The organism is Salibacter halophilus, assembly GCF_008806325.1.
Taxonomy (GTDB): domain Bacteria; phylum Bacteroidota; class Bacteroidia; order Flavobacteriales_G; family Salibacteraceae; genus Salibacter; species Salibacter halophilus.
Genome location: NZ_WACR01000001.1, coordinates 369027 through 381263, shown reverse-complemented (window position 1 = coordinate 381263; position 12237 = coordinate 369027). Strand labels below are relative to the sequence as shown.

Below are 12237 nucleotides of genomic sequence, written 5' to 3'. Positions count from 1 at the left end.
TAAGCATGGCTCAGAAAATTAGAATAAAATTAAAATCATACGATCACAACCTGGTTGATAAGTCAGCCGAAAAGATCGTTAAAACGGTAAAGTCAACCGGAGCAGTAGTTAATGGTCCGATCCCTTTACCAACCAAGAAAAAAATCTACACGGTATTGCGTTCTCCTCACGTGAACAAGAAGTCGAGAGAGCAATTCCAGTTGAGTGCTTACAAAAGATTGATGGACATATACAGTTCATCTTCAAAAACTGTAGATGCGCTTATGAAATTGGAATTACCGAGTGGAGTAGAAGTAGAAATTAAAGTATAATAATTCGATTGTGATGTCAGGAATTATTGGTAAAAAAATTGGAATGACTAGTGTCTTCGATGAAAACGGGAAAAACATTCCTGTGACTATAGTCGAAGCTGGTCCATGTGCTGTAACTCAGGTTAAAACCGAAGACACTGACGGATACAATGCCTTGCAGCTCGCTTACGATGATCAAAGTGAAAAGAACGTTTCTAGTGCTATGCTAGGTCACTTTAAAAAAGCGAAGACTGCACCTAAAAGAAAGGTTATTGAATTCCGCGACTTTGATGGAGACTATAAAGTTGGAGACGAAGTTAAGGTTGACCTTTTTGAAGAAGGTGAATTCATTGACGTAATTGGAACATCAAAAGGTAAAGGTTTTCAGGGTGTAATGAAGCGTCACGGTTTTGGAGGTGTTGGAGACAGAACTCACGGTCAGGGTGACCAGGAGAGAGCTCCGGGATCAATTGGTGCGGCTTCAGATCCTAGCCGAGTTTTCAAAGGTGTTAAAATGGCCGGTAGAACTGGTGGTTCTCGCGTTAAGACTCAAAACCTCAAAGTTGTTAAGGTTCTGACCGAGAAGAATATGATATTAATAACTGGTTCAGTTCCCGGACCAAATGGTTCATACGTAATTGTAGAGAAGTAATGGAACTAAAAGTACACGATAAAACTGGAAAAAGTACTAGCTCTAAAGTTAAGTTGAGCGACTCTGTATTTGGAGTTGAATTCAATGATCACGCTGTTTATCTTGATGTTAAACAGTATCGTGCACAGCAGAGACAAGGTACTCACAAAGCTAAGGAGCGCGCAGATATTGCGGGTAGTACGAAGAAAATCAAAAGACAAAAGGGTACAGGTACTGCTCGTGCGGGTAGTATTAAGTCTCCTATCTTTAGAGGTGGTGGACGCGTATTTGGTCCAGCTCCAAGAGATTATAGCTTTAAACTTAATAAGAAAGTGAAGCGCGTAGCACGTAAAAGTGCATTGAGTGCTAAAGCTAAATCTGATAACATCATGGTTATCGAAGATCTTTCTTTTGAGAGCCCAAAAACAAAAGATTTTGCATCAGTATTAAATAACATGGGAGCTTCAGATAAAAAGTCCCTAATAGTACTTGGAGATGCAAATAAAAATGTATATTTGTCGGCCCGAAATTTGAAGGGGGTTAAAGTAATAAGTGCTTCGCAGCTAAATACCTATGATGTAATGGATGCAAAAGCGCTTATACTTACGAAAAGTTCTATTGAAATTATTGAAAACACACTAAGTTAAGCAACACAGCGATGAGTATATTGCTTAAGCCGATAATCACGGAAAAAATGACTAACGAAAGTGAACTTAGAAATAAGTACGCTTTTAAGGTTCAACGTGAGGCAAACAAGATTGAGATTAAAGATGCTGTAGAAGATGCTTACGGTGTAACAGTTGAATCTGTTAATACAATGGTTCATCCTGGTAAGCGCAAGACACGCTACACTAAGACCGGAATCATTGACGGAAACACCGGAACTTATAAAAAGGCGGTTGTCACTGTTAAAGATGGTGATGTAATCGACTTTTACAGCAACATTTAAGAGTATTTAAGAAACCATTAGACGAAGAAGATGTCATGGCAATAAGAAAGTTAAAACCGACTACGCCCAGTCAGCGTTATCGAGTTGTGAGTTCGTTTGATACGATCACGGCAGATAAACCTGAAAGAAGTTTGTTAGCACCGATTAAAAAATCAGGTGGTCGTAACAACCAGGGTAGAATGACTGTTCGCTACAGAGGGGGCGGTCACAAAAGACGTTACCGCATTATCGATTTCAGAAGAGATAATGACGGTGTTAAAGGTACTGTTGAATCTATTCAGTACGATCCAAACAGATCTGCACGTATTGCACTCGTACAATACGGATCTGAAAAGAGATATATCATAGCTCCGGCTGGCCTTAAAGTAGGTCAATCAGTTGTTGCCGGTAAAGAAGCTACACCTGAAGTTGGTAATGCCATGTACATTGGTGATCTTCCTTTAGGTACAATCATTCACAATATTGAACTCCGCCCTGGTCAGGGAGGTAAGCTTGCAAGAAGTGCCGGTTCCTATGCTCAGTTAGTAGCGAAAGATGGAAAGTACGGTGTTATCAAGCTTCCAAGTGGAGAAACAAGATTAGTTTTAAAAACTTGTAAAGCGACTATAGGATCAGTAAGTAATTCTGATCACGCTCTTGAAGTAGGTGGTAAAGCAGGCCGCTCAAGATGGTTAGGTAGAAGACCTCGTACAAGAGGTGTTGCTATGAACCCAGTCGATCACCCAATGGGTGGTGGTGAAGGTCGCGCATCAGGTGGTCACCCACGTTCTAGAAATGGTGTTCCAGCTAAGGGTTACAAAACGCGTAAACCTAAAAAGGCGACTAACAAGTATATCGTTGAACGCAGAAAAAATAAGAGATAATGAGTAGGTCACTTAAAAAGCCGCCCTTTGTACATTACAAGTTAATGCAAAGAGTTGAAGCAGCTCAGGAATCAAGTAAGAAGTCTACGATCAAAACTTGGTCGAGAGCATCGATGATTACACCAGACTTTGTTGGTTTAACGATCGCGGTATACAACGGCAATAAATTTATCCCTGTATTTGTTACGGAAAACATGGTTGGTCATAAATTAGGTGAATTTGCTCCTACTCGTAACTTCCGTGGCCACGCAGGTAACCGTAAAGATAAAGGTAAAAGGTAATTGCTATGGGAGCTAGAAAAAGATTAAGAGCAGAAAAAATAAGAGAGGAAAGAAAAGACCTTTACCTCGCTAAGCTTAATAACTGTCCAACATCACCCCGTAAAATGCGCCTTGTTGCGGATCTAGTGAGAGGGAAAGATGTTAACGAAGCAGCAGCTATACTACAATTCAGCAAGCAAGACGCTTCAGGACGTATAGAAAAGCTATTGAGAAGTGCACTTGCTAACTATGAGCAGAAGACTGAAAGCAGTTGGGAAGACGCTGATCTTTATGTAAAAGAAATAAAAGTTGATAGTGCCAGAATGTTAAAGCGTATTCAACCAGCTCCACAAGGTAGAGCCCACAGAATCCGCAAGCGTTCAAATCACGTGACTTTAATCCTGGACACTAAAAGCAAAGAGAATTAGAATGGGACAAAAGACGAATCCAATAGGAAACCGATTAGGAATCATTAGAGGCTGGGACTCTAACTGGTACGGTGGTAATGACTACGGTGATAAACTCGCTGAAGACCACGACATTCGCAGATATCTCAATGCTCGCCTTAGAAAAGCAAGTGTTGCCAAGATTATAATTGAACGTACCCTTAAACTTATCACAGTAACTATTCACACTGCTCGTCCTGGTATTATCATCGGGAAAGGTGGACAGGAAGTTGATAAGTTGAAAGAAGAGCTCAAGAAGCTTACGGGTAAAGATGTTCAAATCAACATACACGAAATTAAAAGACCAGAACTCGATGCTCGACTAGTAGCCGACAGCATTGCACGCCAGATTGAGGGTCGTATCTCTTTTAGACGTGCTACGAAAATGGCAATTGCCAGCACGATGAGAATGGGAGCTGAAGGGATTAAAGTTAGTATCTCTGGTCGATTAAACGGAGCTGATATGGCTCGGACAGAAATGTATAAAGATGGTCGTACGCCATTGCACACATTCAGAGCCGATATCGATTATGCTCTATCTGAAGCCCATACTACTTATGGCCGTATTGGTGTAAAAGTATGGATTTGCCGTGGAGAGATTTACGGTAAAAGAGATCTATCTCCAAACGTTGGTGTAGGTAACCAACGCGGAGGTAAAGGGAAATTTAGAAAACGCAAGTAACGTACAACAAATAGGCTGAGATGTTACAACCAAAAAAAGTTAAGCACAGAAAAGTACAAAAGGGACGAATTAAGGGTAATGCTACCAGAGGTGCAGAAATCTCTTTCGGATCTTTTGGAATTAAGACACTTGAACCAGCTCGTATTACTTCGAGACAAATTGAAGCAGCGAGGATTGCAATGACGCGTTATATGAAAAGGGAAGGTCAGGTTTGGATCCGCATATTCCCAGATACGCCTATCACAAGCAAACCAGCTGAAGTAAGAATGGGGAAAGGTAAAGGTGCATTGGATCACTGGGTAGCTAAAGTTAAGCCAGGAAGGATTCTTTTTGAACTAGATGGAGTTAAGCAAGAAATAGCTCAAGAAGCACTTCGCTTAGCTGCTCAAAAGTTACCTGTAAAGACAAAATTTGTTGTACGTAGAGACTACGTTGGTTAATCTTTAGAATAATGAAGCAATCAGAAATAGTTCAATTGACAAAGGACGAGATCATCGAGAAGCTCGAGAATGAAAGCGCTGCTCTAGAGCAGTTGAAGATGAACCATTCCGTATCTCAACTTGAGAATCCGATGGAAATACGCGCTAAGAGAAAAACAATTGCGCGATTGAATACAGAATTGACTAAACGCGAACTCAACGGATAACTGAATCGCCATGGAAAGAAATTTAAGAAAAGAAAGAATTGGTGTTGTAACCAGCGATAAAATGGATAAATCCATTGTGATTGCTGTAGAGCGTAAAGTGAAGCACCCTATTTATGGAAAGTTTGTGAAAAAGACTTCCAAGTTCGTTGCGCACGATGAAAAAAATGACTGCGGAATTGGTGATACAGTTCGTATCATGGAAACAAGACCGTTGAGTAAGCGCAAGAACTGGCGTTTGGTTGAGATTTTGGAAAAAGCAAAATAATATTTGATACTGGGCAACCATGATACAGCAAGAAAGTAGATTAAAAGTTGCAGATAACAGCGGAGCGAAAGAAGTTCTTTGTGTTCGCGTATTAGGCGGAACAAAGAGAAGATACGCTTCAATTGGAGATAAAATAATAGTATCTGTGAAAGATGCTATGCCTAATGGAAACGTTAAAAAAGGTGCCGTTTCTCCAGCTGTTGTTGTACGTACTAAAAAAGAAGTTAGAAGACAAGATGGCTCTTACATCAGGTTTGATGACAATGCAGTTGTTCTTCTCAATCCTACTGGAGAAATGAAAGGTACCAGGATATTTGGTCCAGTAGCACGTGAACTTCGTGAAAGACAGTTTATGAAAATTGTTTCACTAGCTCCAGAGGTGCTTTAAAATTTAGATCATGAGAAAAAAACTACATATCACGGTAGGCGACACTGTAAAAGTTATTGCCGGTAACGAAAAAGGCAAGACAGGTACAGTAAAAGAAATTTTCAGAAAAAAAGATAGAGCTACAGTTGATGGTGTTAACATGATTAAAAAGCACCAAAAACCATCAGCAACGAATCCGCAGGGAGGAATTGTTGAAACTGAAGCTGGTATTCACATCTCTAATCTTATGGTAGTAGACTCTAAAGGAGATGCTTCAAGGATTGGAAGAAAAAAGAACTCTGAAGGAAAATTAGTGAGATATTCTAAGAAAAGTCAGGAGGAAATTAAGTCATGAGTTACCAACCAAGATTAAAAAAGACCTACCTTGAGGAAGTTTCTCCTAAGCTCAAGGAACGCTTTAGCTACAGTTCCGTTATGGAAATTCCAAGACTCAAAAAAGTAATATTGAGTCAGGGAATAGGTAAAGCAACTGCCGATAAAAAGCTAATAGAAAAAGCAGTAGAAGAACTTACTGATATAGCTGGACAAAAAGCAGTACCAACTTATTCAAAGAAAGATATCTCAAACTTCAAGTTGAGAAAAGGAATGCCAATTGGAGCTCGTGTAACTTTGAGAGGTGATATGATGTACGAATTTGTCGACAGACTAATCGCAGTTTCACTTCCAAGAACTCGTGACTTTAGAGGCGTAAATAAGAAACTTGACGGCAGAGGTAATTACACTCTTGGAGTTAAAGAACAAATTATCTTTCCAGAGATAGACATTGATAAAGTATCACATATAAATGGGTTAGATATCACATTTGTGACATCTGCCAAAACGGACGAAGAGGGCTTTGCTTTATTAGAGGCTCTTGGATTACCATTTAAAAAATAGAATTCGATTATGGCAAAAGAATCGATGAAAGCACGTGAAAGAAAACGTGCAAAGATGATAGAAAAATACGCTGAGAAAAGAGCGCGACTCAAAGAAGAAGGAAAATGGGAAGAGCTACAAAAGCTACCAAAAAATTCTTCACCGGTCAGAGCACACAACAGATGCAAGATCACAGGTCGCCCGAGAGGATACATGCGCCAGTTTGGTTTGTCGCGTGTAACTTTTAGAGAAATGGCAGTGAAAGGTTTAATACCAGGTGTAACCAAAGCAAGTTGGTAAAAAAAAGCGAATAGAATGAATACTGATCCAATAGCAGATTACTTAACGCGAGTACGTAACGCGGCACAAGCCAAACATAAACTTGTTGAAATTCCATCTTCTAATATGAAGAAGGAAATGACAAAGATTTTGTTTGACAAAGGATACATCCTCAACTATAAGTTTGAAGATGATAATGGCCCTCAGGGAACCATCAAAATCGCTTTGAAATACGATGGTAAAACAAAAGAGTGCGCATTTCGCAGTTTGAAAAAAGTCAGTAAGCCAGGTTTGAGAAAATATACAGGTAAAGATGATTTACCAAGAGTTCTCAATGGTTTAGGAATAGCTATCATGTCAACTTCAAAAGGGTTGATGACTGAGAAAGAAGCAAAATTGCATAATGTTGGTGGTGAAGTAATTTGCTACGTTTACTAAAGATATTATTATGTCAAGAATAGGATTATCACCTATAAAATTACCAGATGGTGTCGATGTAAAAGTTGACAACAATATCGTAACAGTTAAAGGCTCAAAAGGTGAGCTCACTGAAAAGTACGATACTTCAGCAGTTTCGATTAAAGTTGAAGATAACGAGGTCGTTCTTGAGCGTAAAAGCGAAGACAAAGACCACAAATCTAAACATGGATTATACCGTGCTTTAATCCAAAACGCTGTAGTAGGTGTAACAGAAGGTTACAAGAAAGAAATGGAACTAGTAGGTGTAGGTTACCGTGCAACTGCACAGGGTCAGAACCTTGAGCTTTCATTAGGATTTTCACACAATATCGTGTTCCAACTTCCTAAAGAGGTTAAAGTTACTGCAGTGTCTGAGCGTGGTAAAAATCCACTTGTTACTTTAGAATCTCATGACAAACAGCTCATTGGAATGTGCGCTGCTAAATTGAGATCACTTAGAAAACCAGAGCCTTACAAAGGAAAAGGTATTCGTTTTGTTGGAGAACATATTCGCAGAAAAGCTGGTAAAGCAGCTGCTAAATAAAATTGACCTATGGCTATCTCGAAGTTAGAAAGAAGAAATAAGATCAAGAGAAGAATCCGCAAGTCACTATCTGGTGATGCGGAAAGACCAAGGCTTTCTGTGTACAGAAGTAATAAAGAGTTTTATGCTCAAATCATTGATGACAAAACTGATAAAACACTACTTTCAGTAACATCATTGAATGTTAAAGAGGCACACGGAATTCCAAAAATAGACCAGGCTAAACTTGTAGGTAAGTTAGCCGCAGAAAAAGCTGTTGAAGCAGGTATTAATAAAGTTGTATTCGACCGAAATGGTTATCTCTATCACGGTAGAGTAAAAGCTTTCGCAGATGCAGCCAGAGAAGCTGGTTTAAAATTTTAAGATATTATGGCTAAGACGAACATAAAGAAAGTTAAATCCAGCGATATTGAGCTCAAAGACAAGCTCGTTAATATTCGCAGAGTAACTAAAGTTACAAAAGGTGGTAGAACCTTTGGCTTTTCAGCAGTTGTAGTAGTAGGTGATGAAAACGGTGTTGTTGGTCACGGGTTAGGTAAAGCAAAAGAAGTTACTACTGCAATATCAAAAGGTATTGATGATGCTAAGAAAAACCTTATCAAGGTTCCAGTAATCAACGGTTCTATCCCACATGCTCAATTGGGTAAATACGGTGGAGCTCGTGTTTATATTCAACCAGCATCTCATGGTACTGGTGTAATTGCCGGTGGTGCTATGCGTGCTGTACTTGAAAGTGTAGGAGTAACAGATGTACTCGCTAAGTCAAAAGGTTCATCAAACCCAGCTAATGTTGTTAAAGCAACTATTGATGCATTAGCTCAACTTAGAGATGCATCTACAATTGCACAAACAAGAGGTATTAGTATTGACAAAGTATTTAACGGATAAAGATACCCTCATGGCAAAAATTAAAATAACTCAAAAGCGCTCTTCAATCAAGAGACCTCAGCGTCAAAAAAGAACGCTGCAAGCACTCGGATTGAAAAAAATCAACCATAGCGTTGAGCACGAAGTAAATCCTCAAATAGAGGGAATGATTAGAAAGGTGAATCACCTTATCGAAGTTGAGAAAGTTTAATCGCACAATAAGATAACTGATGGAATTACATAACTTAAAACCGGCTAAAGGATCTGTTCGTAAACGCAAGCGTATTGCTCGTGGTGAAGGATCTGGTAATGGAGACACAGCTACCAGAGGTCACAAAGGAGCTAAGTCAAGATCTGGTTACAGCCGCAAATTAGGATTTGAAGGAGGGCAAATGCCACTTCAGCGCAGGCTTCCTAAATTTGGTTTCCACAACATTAATCGTGTTGCATACAAACCTATTAACCTCGACTCAATTTCTGAGTTAGCAGAAGCTAAGAAATTGGAAGAAGTAAAAGTTGAGGACTTTATTGCTAATGGAATGGCTGATCGTCACGATAAAATTAAAGTTTTAGGACGTGGTGAACTTAAGTCGAAAGTTTCCGTTCAAGCACATAAATTTTCTAACTCCGCACGCAAAGCCATCGAAGATAAAGGTGGTGAAGCAAAAACCGTTTAGTAGATGAAACGCCTTTTTGATACCATAGCAAATATTTTTAAGATCGAAGAGCTCAGAGATCGTATTCTTTTGACTCTTGGTCTCATTCTTGTGTACAGACTTGGATCTTTTGTTGTTCTCCCCGGAGTAGACCCTATAGTTCTCGAGGAAGCTTCTGAAGGTGCCACTGGCCTTGCCGCATTGTTAAATATATTTGCAGGAGGTGCTTTTTCAAGAGCCTCTGTGTTTGCGTTGGGTATCATGCCTTACATCTCTGCATCTATTATTATGCAGCTATTAGGAATTGCTGTTCCAGCTGTACAAAAAATGCAGAAAGAAGGTGAAAGCGGGCGTAGAAAAATAAATCAATATACCAGGTTTTTAACTATTGCTATTACTGCAGGACAAGCACCGGGCTATTTAGCTACGCAGGTTCCTGATGCTGCGGTTGTTGATCCTGGATTCATGTCTTTTACATTACCGTCAATCGTTATTCTTACAGCTGGTACATTATTCGTTATGTGGTTAGGTGAAAAGATAACAGATCGCGGAATTGGAAACGGTATTTCTCTGATTATTATGATCGGTATTATTGCTGGTCTACCAACTGCATTCTTATTTGAGTTTGATAAACAAATGGGAGATGGAGGTGGTGGCCTCGTGATCATTTTGATTGAAGTACTTATTCTTCTAGTTGTTATTCTATTGACTGTTCTCCTCGTACAGGGAGTTCGAAGGGTACCTGTTAACTTCGCTAGAAAAGTTGCCGGTGGACAGCAACAGGCACAAGGTGCTCGTCAGTATATTCCATTAAAAGTTAATGCTTCAGGAGTTATGCCTATCATATTTGCTCAGGCACTTATGATGATTCCTATTACACTCGTGAATTTCTCTCAGAGTGAAGAACTCGCAGGATGGGCATCACTATTCAATGATATCAGTGGTTTCTGGTACAACTTTATTTTTGCTGTAATGATCATTTTATTCACATATTTCTACACAGCAATAACGATCAATCCACAGCAAATGGCTGACGATCTCAAAAAGAATAATGGTTTTATTCCAGGAGTTCGACCAGGGCAAGATACAAGTAACTTCCTTGATAATGTGCTTTCAAGAATAACCTTACCAGGTGCGATATTTCTTGCTTTTATAGCAATTTTACCAGCATTTGCTATCAATGCCGGAGTTTCTAATAACTTTGCACTCTTTTTCGGAGGAACATCTCTATTAATTATGGTTGGAGTTGTTCTTGATACACTTCAACAAATAGAAAGTTATTTGTTGATGAGACATTACGATGGATTAATGAAATCAGGAAAGTTGAAGGGAAGAGCTTCAGCTTTCGGTATGGCAGGATAAAAATTTAATTTGAATATATGGCAAAACAATCTTCTATAGAACAAGATGGGACAATAATTGAAGCTTTGTCTAATGCGATGTTTCGTGTTGAGTTGGAAAATGAGCACGTTATCACCGCACACATCTCCGGAAAAATGAGAATGCATTACATTAAAATTTTGCCCGGTGATAAAGTTAAAGTGGAGATGTCTCCTTACGATCTTACTAAAGGAAGAATTGTTTACCGCTATAAATAAACTAGATTATGAAAGTAAGAGCATCACTTAAAAAGAGAAGTTCTGATTGTAAAATTGTACGCAGAAAGGGTAGACTTTACGTGATCAACAAAAAGAACCCTAAGTTTAAACAACGTCAAGGATAATTTACTATGGCAAGAATTGCAGGAGTTGACTTACCCAAACAAAAAAGGGGTGTAATAGGATTGACTTACATCTACGGAATCGGTCTTTCTACTTCAAAAAGAATATTGAAAGAATCAGGAGTTGATGAAAGTATTAAGGTTGAAGACTGGAACGATGACCAGCTCGCTAAAATTAGATCTTTCATTAACGATGAGTTGAAAGTAGAAGGAGCACTTCGCTCTGAGGTTTCAATGAACATCAAACGTTTGATGGATATTGGATGTTACAGAGGTGTTCGCCATCGTGCAAGTCTTCCATTGCGTGGACAGCGTACGAAAAACAACTCAAGAACTAGAAAAGGTAAGCGTAAAACAGTTGCTAACAAGAAAAAAGCAACCAAATAGTAATTTGATTTAGTTGGATATGGCAAAATCAGCAGCAAGAAAAAGAAAAGTAAAAGTTGATCCAATAGGTCAAGCTCACATTCATTCGTCATTTAATAACATCATTATTTCATTGACGAATGCTTCTGGTCAGGTAATTTCCTGGTCATCTGCAGGAAAACAAGGTTTTAGAGGTTCTAAAAAGAATACTCCTTATGCAGCCCAGGTAGCCGTACAGGACTGCGCTAAGATTGCTTATGAAGCAGGTTTGAGAAAAGTTAAAGTTTATGTGAAAGGTCCAGGCTCAGGCCGTGAGTCAGCAATACGTACCCTTCACAATAGCGGTATTGAAGTAAGCGAGATCATCGACATTACTCCATTACCTCACAATGGATGTCGCCCACCAAAGCGCAGAAGAGTATAATTTAAAAGAAATTTAGATCATGGCTAGATATAGAGGACCAAAATCGAAAGTAGCAAGACGCTTTAGAGATCCAATCTTTGGACCTGACAAAGTTTTAGAAAGAAAAAACTACGGTCCGGGACAACACGGAAACTCGAGAAGAAGAGGTAAACAATCTGAATATGCTGTTCAGCTCGCTGAAAAGCAAAAAGCAAAATACACTTACGGCATTCTTGAGCGTCAATTTCGCAAGATGTTTGAAAAAGCATCTAGCATTAAAGGTATTACTGGTGAAAACCTTTTACAACTTTGTGAAGGTCGCTTAGATAATACAGTTTACAGATTAGGTATTGCACCTACTCGTAGAGCTGCTCGTCAATTCGTCAATCACAGACACATTACTGTCAATGACGAAATCGTGAGCATTCCATCTTATGAGATGAAACCAGGCGATGTTATTGCTGTAAGAGAAAGATCCAAATCACTTGAAGCTATTACTGAATCTGTTCATGGTACTAACAGAAGTTACCCATGGTTAGAGTTTGATAAATCATCTCTAAAAGGTAAGTTCCTTAGTGTACCAACAAGAGAAGATATTCCAGAGAATATTAAAGAACAGTTGATTGTCGAGTTGTACTCGAAATAATAGCTTATAAATTTAAAGTTAA

General features: G+C 39.1%; 27 protein-coding genes. All 27 read left to right on the top strand.

Annotated features, from left to right (window positions below; genetic code table 11):
* Window positions 1–5 precede the first annotated feature (5 nt).
* From rpsJ to rpsD, 27 genes are read left to right on the top strand one after another with little or no spacing between them, the layout of a single operon-like run.
* A complete protein-coding gene (gene rpsJ / locus F3059_RS01855) occupies window positions 6–311 on the top strand; it encodes a 30S ribosomal protein S10 (protein WP_151166232.1) in 306 nt (101 codons plus the stop codon).
* Window positions 312–324: 13 nt separating this feature from the next.
* Window positions 325–942 carry a 50S ribosomal protein L3 gene (gene rplC / locus F3059_RS01850; RefSeq protein ID WP_151166231.1) on the top strand — a complete coding sequence of 206 codons (618 nt, stop codon included), beginning with the start codon at window positions 325–327 and terminating at the stop codon, window positions 940–942.
* Window positions 942–1568, top strand: a complete 627-nt coding sequence (gene rplD, locus F3059_RS01845; RefSeq protein ID WP_151166230.1) for a 50S ribosomal protein L4 — start codon at window positions 942–944, stop codon at window positions 1566–1568. The genes rplC and rplD overlap by 1 nt, the downstream gene beginning before the upstream one ends.
* A gap of 11 nt (window positions 1569–1579) precedes the next feature.
* The gene (gene rplW, locus F3059_RS01840; RefSeq protein WP_151166229.1) at window positions 1580–1870 is read left to right on the top strand and encodes a 50S ribosomal protein L23; all 291 of its coding nucleotides are present in this window, start codon (window positions 1580–1582) and stop codon (window positions 1868–1870) included.
* Between the two features lie 35 nt (window positions 1871–1905).
* A complete protein-coding gene (gene rplB, locus F3059_RS01835) occupies window positions 1906–2733 on the top strand; it encodes a 50S ribosomal protein L2 (RefSeq protein ID WP_151166228.1) in 828 nt (275 codons plus the stop codon).
* Window positions 2733–3014, top strand: a complete 282-nt coding sequence (gene rpsS, locus F3059_RS01830; protein ID WP_151166227.1) for a 30S ribosomal protein S19 — start codon at window positions 2733–2735, stop codon at window positions 3012–3014. Before rplB ends, rpsS begins: the two co-directional genes overlap by 1 nt.
* A 5-nt stretch (window positions 3015–3019) precedes the next feature.
* Window positions 3020–3421: a 50S ribosomal protein L22 gene (rplV, locus tag F3059_RS01825; protein WP_151166226.1), complete on the top strand. Its 402-nt coding sequence runs from the start codon at window positions 3020–3022 to the stop codon at window positions 3419–3421.
* A gap of 1 nt (window position 3422) precedes the next feature.
* Complete coding sequence (gene rpsC / locus F3059_RS01820; RefSeq protein ID WP_151166225.1) at window positions 3423–4121, top strand: 30S ribosomal protein S3; 699 nt, start codon at window positions 3423–3425, stop codon at window positions 4119–4121.
* Between the two features lie 20 nt (window positions 4122–4141).
* The gene (rplP, locus tag F3059_RS01815) at window positions 4142–4561 is read left to right on the top strand and encodes a 50S ribosomal protein L16 (protein ID WP_151166224.1); all 420 of its coding nucleotides are present in this window, start codon (window positions 4142–4144) and stop codon (window positions 4559–4561) included.
* Between the two features lie 11 nt (window positions 4562–4572).
* Window positions 4573–4767 (top strand): 50S ribosomal protein L29, encoded by a 195-nt coding sequence (gene rpmC, locus F3059_RS01810; RefSeq protein ID WP_151166223.1) that lies wholly within the window; start codon window positions 4573–4575, stop codon window positions 4765–4767.
* 10 nt (window positions 4768–4777) lie between these two features.
* Window positions 4778–5032 carry a 30S ribosomal protein S17 gene (gene rpsQ / locus F3059_RS01805; RefSeq protein ID WP_151166222.1) on the top strand — a complete coding sequence of 85 codons (255 nt, stop codon included), beginning with the start codon at window positions 4778–4780 and terminating at the stop codon, window positions 5030–5032.
* A gap of 19 nt (window positions 5033–5051) precedes the next feature.
* On the top strand, window positions 5052–5420 hold the full coding sequence (rplN, locus tag F3059_RS01800) for a 50S ribosomal protein L14 (protein ID WP_151166221.1): 369 nt from the start codon (window positions 5052–5054) through the stop codon (window positions 5418–5420).
* A gap of 10 nt (window positions 5421–5430) precedes the next feature.
* On the top strand, window positions 5431–5754 hold the full coding sequence (gene rplX / locus F3059_RS01795) for a 50S ribosomal protein L24 (RefSeq protein ID WP_151166220.1): 324 nt from the start codon (window positions 5431–5433) through the stop codon (window positions 5752–5754).
* Window positions 5751–6296, top strand: coding sequence for a 50S ribosomal protein L5 (rplE, locus tag F3059_RS01790; RefSeq protein ID WP_151166219.1), 546 nt, complete (start codon window positions 5751–5753; stop codon window positions 6294–6296). Before rplX ends, rplE begins: the two co-directional genes overlap by 4 nt.
* A gap of 9 nt (window positions 6297–6305) precedes the next feature.
* Window positions 6306–6575: a 30S ribosomal protein S14 gene (gene rpsN, locus F3059_RS01785; protein ID WP_151166218.1), complete on the top strand. Its 270-nt coding sequence runs from the start codon at window positions 6306–6308 to the stop codon at window positions 6573–6575.
* A 15-nt stretch (window positions 6576–6590) separates the two neighbouring features.
* Window positions 6591–6992, top strand: a complete 402-nt coding sequence (gene rpsH / locus F3059_RS01780) for a 30S ribosomal protein S8 (protein WP_151166217.1) — start codon at window positions 6591–6593, stop codon at window positions 6990–6992.
* Between the two features lie 10 nt (window positions 6993–7002).
* Window positions 7003–7557 (top strand): 50S ribosomal protein L6, encoded by a 555-nt coding sequence (gene rplF, locus F3059_RS01775; protein ID WP_151166216.1) that lies wholly within the window; start codon window positions 7003–7005, stop codon window positions 7555–7557.
* Between the two features lie 9 nt (window positions 7558–7566).
* A complete protein-coding gene (rplR, locus tag F3059_RS01770) occupies window positions 7567–7920 on the top strand; it encodes a 50S ribosomal protein L18 (RefSeq protein WP_151166215.1) in 354 nt (117 codons plus the stop codon).
* A gap of 6 nt (window positions 7921–7926) precedes the next feature.
* Window positions 7927–8445, top strand: coding sequence for a 30S ribosomal protein S5 (gene rpsE, locus F3059_RS01765; RefSeq protein ID WP_151166214.1), 519 nt, complete (start codon window positions 7927–7929; stop codon window positions 8443–8445).
* Window positions 8446–8455: 10 nt separating this feature from the next.
* Window positions 8456–8635 carry a 50S ribosomal protein L30 gene (rpmD, locus tag F3059_RS01760; RefSeq protein WP_151166213.1) on the top strand — a complete coding sequence of 60 codons (180 nt, stop codon included), beginning with the start codon at window positions 8456–8458 and terminating at the stop codon, window positions 8633–8635.
* Between the two features lie 19 nt (window positions 8636–8654).
* Complete coding sequence (gene rplO / locus F3059_RS01755; protein ID WP_151166212.1) at window positions 8655–9101, top strand: 50S ribosomal protein L15; 447 nt, start codon at window positions 8655–8657, stop codon at window positions 9099–9101.
* A 3-nt stretch (window positions 9102–9104) separates the two neighbouring features.
* Window positions 9105–10442: a preprotein translocase subunit SecY gene (gene secY, locus F3059_RS01750; RefSeq protein WP_151166211.1), complete on the top strand. Its 1338-nt coding sequence runs from the start codon at window positions 9105–9107 to the stop codon at window positions 10440–10442.
* Window positions 10443–10459: 17 nt separating this feature from the next.
* Window positions 10460–10678, top strand: a complete 219-nt coding sequence (gene infA / locus F3059_RS01745; RefSeq protein WP_151166210.1) for a translation initiation factor IF-1 — start codon at window positions 10460–10462, stop codon at window positions 10676–10678.
* Between the two features lie 8 nt (window positions 10679–10686).
* Complete coding sequence (gene ykgO, locus F3059_RS01740; protein WP_151166209.1) at window positions 10687–10803, top strand: type B 50S ribosomal protein L36; 117 nt, start codon at window positions 10687–10689, stop codon at window positions 10801–10803.
* A gap of 6 nt (window positions 10804–10809) precedes the next feature.
* On the top strand, window positions 10810–11187 hold the full coding sequence (gene rpsM / locus F3059_RS01735) for a 30S ribosomal protein S13 (RefSeq protein ID WP_151166208.1): 378 nt from the start codon (window positions 10810–10812) through the stop codon (window positions 11185–11187).
* 19 nt (window positions 11188–11206) lie between these two features.
* Window positions 11207–11590: a 30S ribosomal protein S11 gene (gene rpsK, locus F3059_RS01730; RefSeq protein WP_151166207.1), complete on the top strand. Its 384-nt coding sequence runs from the start codon at window positions 11207–11209 to the stop codon at window positions 11588–11590.
* 19 nt (window positions 11591–11609) lie between these two features.
* Window positions 11610–12215 carry a 30S ribosomal protein S4 gene (rpsD, locus tag F3059_RS01725; RefSeq protein ID WP_151166206.1) on the top strand — a complete coding sequence of 202 codons (606 nt, stop codon included), beginning with the start codon at window positions 11610–11612 and terminating at the stop codon, window positions 12213–12215.
* Window positions 12216–12237: the final 22 nt, after the last annotated feature.

What these genes read in the sequence shown, in the direction of transcription:
- rpsJ (WP_151166232.1), top strand. Translation starts at nt 6, where the DNA reads ATGGCTCAGAAAATTAGAATAAAATTAAAATCATACGATCACAACCTG.
- rplC (WP_151166231.1), top strand. Translation starts at nt 325, where the DNA reads ATGTCAGGAATTATTGGTAAAAAAATTGGAATGACTAGTGTCTTCGAT.
- rplD (WP_151166230.1), top strand. Translation starts at nt 942, where the DNA reads ATGGAACTAAAAGTACACGATAAAACTGGAAAAAGTACTAGCTCTAAA.
- rplW (WP_151166229.1), top strand. Translation starts at nt 1,580, where the DNA reads ATGAGTATATTGCTTAAGCCGATAATCACGGAAAAAATGACTAACGAA.
- rplB (WP_151166228.1), top strand. Translation starts at nt 1,906, where the DNA reads ATGGCAATAAGAAAGTTAAAACCGACTACGCCCAGTCAGCGTTATCGA.
- rpsS (WP_151166227.1), top strand. Translation starts at nt 2,733, where the DNA reads ATGAGTAGGTCACTTAAAAAGCCGCCCTTTGTACATTACAAGTTAATG.
- rplV (WP_151166226.1), top strand. Translation starts at nt 3,020, where the DNA reads ATGGGAGCTAGAAAAAGATTAAGAGCAGAAAAAATAAGAGAGGAAAGA.
- rpsC (WP_151166225.1), top strand. Translation starts at nt 3,423, where the DNA reads ATGGGACAAAAGACGAATCCAATAGGAAACCGATTAGGAATCATTAGA.
- rplP (WP_151166224.1), top strand. Translation starts at nt 4,142, where the DNA reads ATGTTACAACCAAAAAAAGTTAAGCACAGAAAAGTACAAAAGGGACGA.
- rpmC (WP_151166223.1), top strand. Translation starts at nt 4,573, where the DNA reads ATGAAGCAATCAGAAATAGTTCAATTGACAAAGGACGAGATCATCGAG.
- rpsQ (WP_151166222.1), top strand. Translation starts at nt 4,778, where the DNA reads ATGGAAAGAAATTTAAGAAAAGAAAGAATTGGTGTTGTAACCAGCGAT.
- rplN (WP_151166221.1), top strand. Translation starts at nt 5,052, where the DNA reads ATGATACAGCAAGAAAGTAGATTAAAAGTTGCAGATAACAGCGGAGCG.
- rplX (WP_151166220.1), top strand. Translation starts at nt 5,431, where the DNA reads ATGAGAAAAAAACTACATATCACGGTAGGCGACACTGTAAAAGTTATT.
- rplE (WP_151166219.1), top strand. Translation starts at nt 5,751, where the DNA reads ATGAGTTACCAACCAAGATTAAAAAAGACCTACCTTGAGGAAGTTTCT.
- rpsN (WP_151166218.1), top strand. Translation starts at nt 6,306, where the DNA reads ATGGCAAAAGAATCGATGAAAGCACGTGAAAGAAAACGTGCAAAGATG.
- rpsH (WP_151166217.1), top strand. Translation starts at nt 6,591, where the DNA reads ATGAATACTGATCCAATAGCAGATTACTTAACGCGAGTACGTAACGCG.
- rplF (WP_151166216.1), top strand. Translation starts at nt 7,003, where the DNA reads ATGTCAAGAATAGGATTATCACCTATAAAATTACCAGATGGTGTCGAT.
- rplR (WP_151166215.1), top strand. Translation starts at nt 7,567, where the DNA reads ATGGCTATCTCGAAGTTAGAAAGAAGAAATAAGATCAAGAGAAGAATC.
- rpsE (WP_151166214.1), top strand. Translation starts at nt 7,927, where the DNA reads ATGGCTAAGACGAACATAAAGAAAGTTAAATCCAGCGATATTGAGCTC.
- rpmD (WP_151166213.1), top strand. Translation starts at nt 8,456, where the DNA reads ATGGCAAAAATTAAAATAACTCAAAAGCGCTCTTCAATCAAGAGACCT.
- rplO (WP_151166212.1), top strand. Translation starts at nt 8,655, where the DNA reads ATGGAATTACATAACTTAAAACCGGCTAAAGGATCTGTTCGTAAACGC.
- secY (WP_151166211.1), top strand. Translation starts at nt 9,105, where the DNA reads ATGAAACGCCTTTTTGATACCATAGCAAATATTTTTAAGATCGAAGAG.
- infA (WP_151166210.1), top strand. Translation starts at nt 10,460, where the DNA reads ATGGCAAAACAATCTTCTATAGAACAAGATGGGACAATAATTGAAGCT.
- ykgO (WP_151166209.1), top strand. Translation starts at nt 10,687, where the DNA reads ATGAAAGTAAGAGCATCACTTAAAAAGAGAAGTTCTGATTGTAAAATT.
- rpsM (WP_151166208.1), top strand. Translation starts at nt 10,810, where the DNA reads ATGGCAAGAATTGCAGGAGTTGACTTACCCAAACAAAAAAGGGGTGTA.
- rpsK (WP_151166207.1), top strand. Translation starts at nt 11,207, where the DNA reads ATGGCAAAATCAGCAGCAAGAAAAAGAAAAGTAAAAGTTGATCCAATA.
- rpsD (WP_151166206.1), top strand. Translation starts at nt 11,610, where the DNA reads ATGGCTAGATATAGAGGACCAAAATCGAAAGTAGCAAGACGCTTTAGA.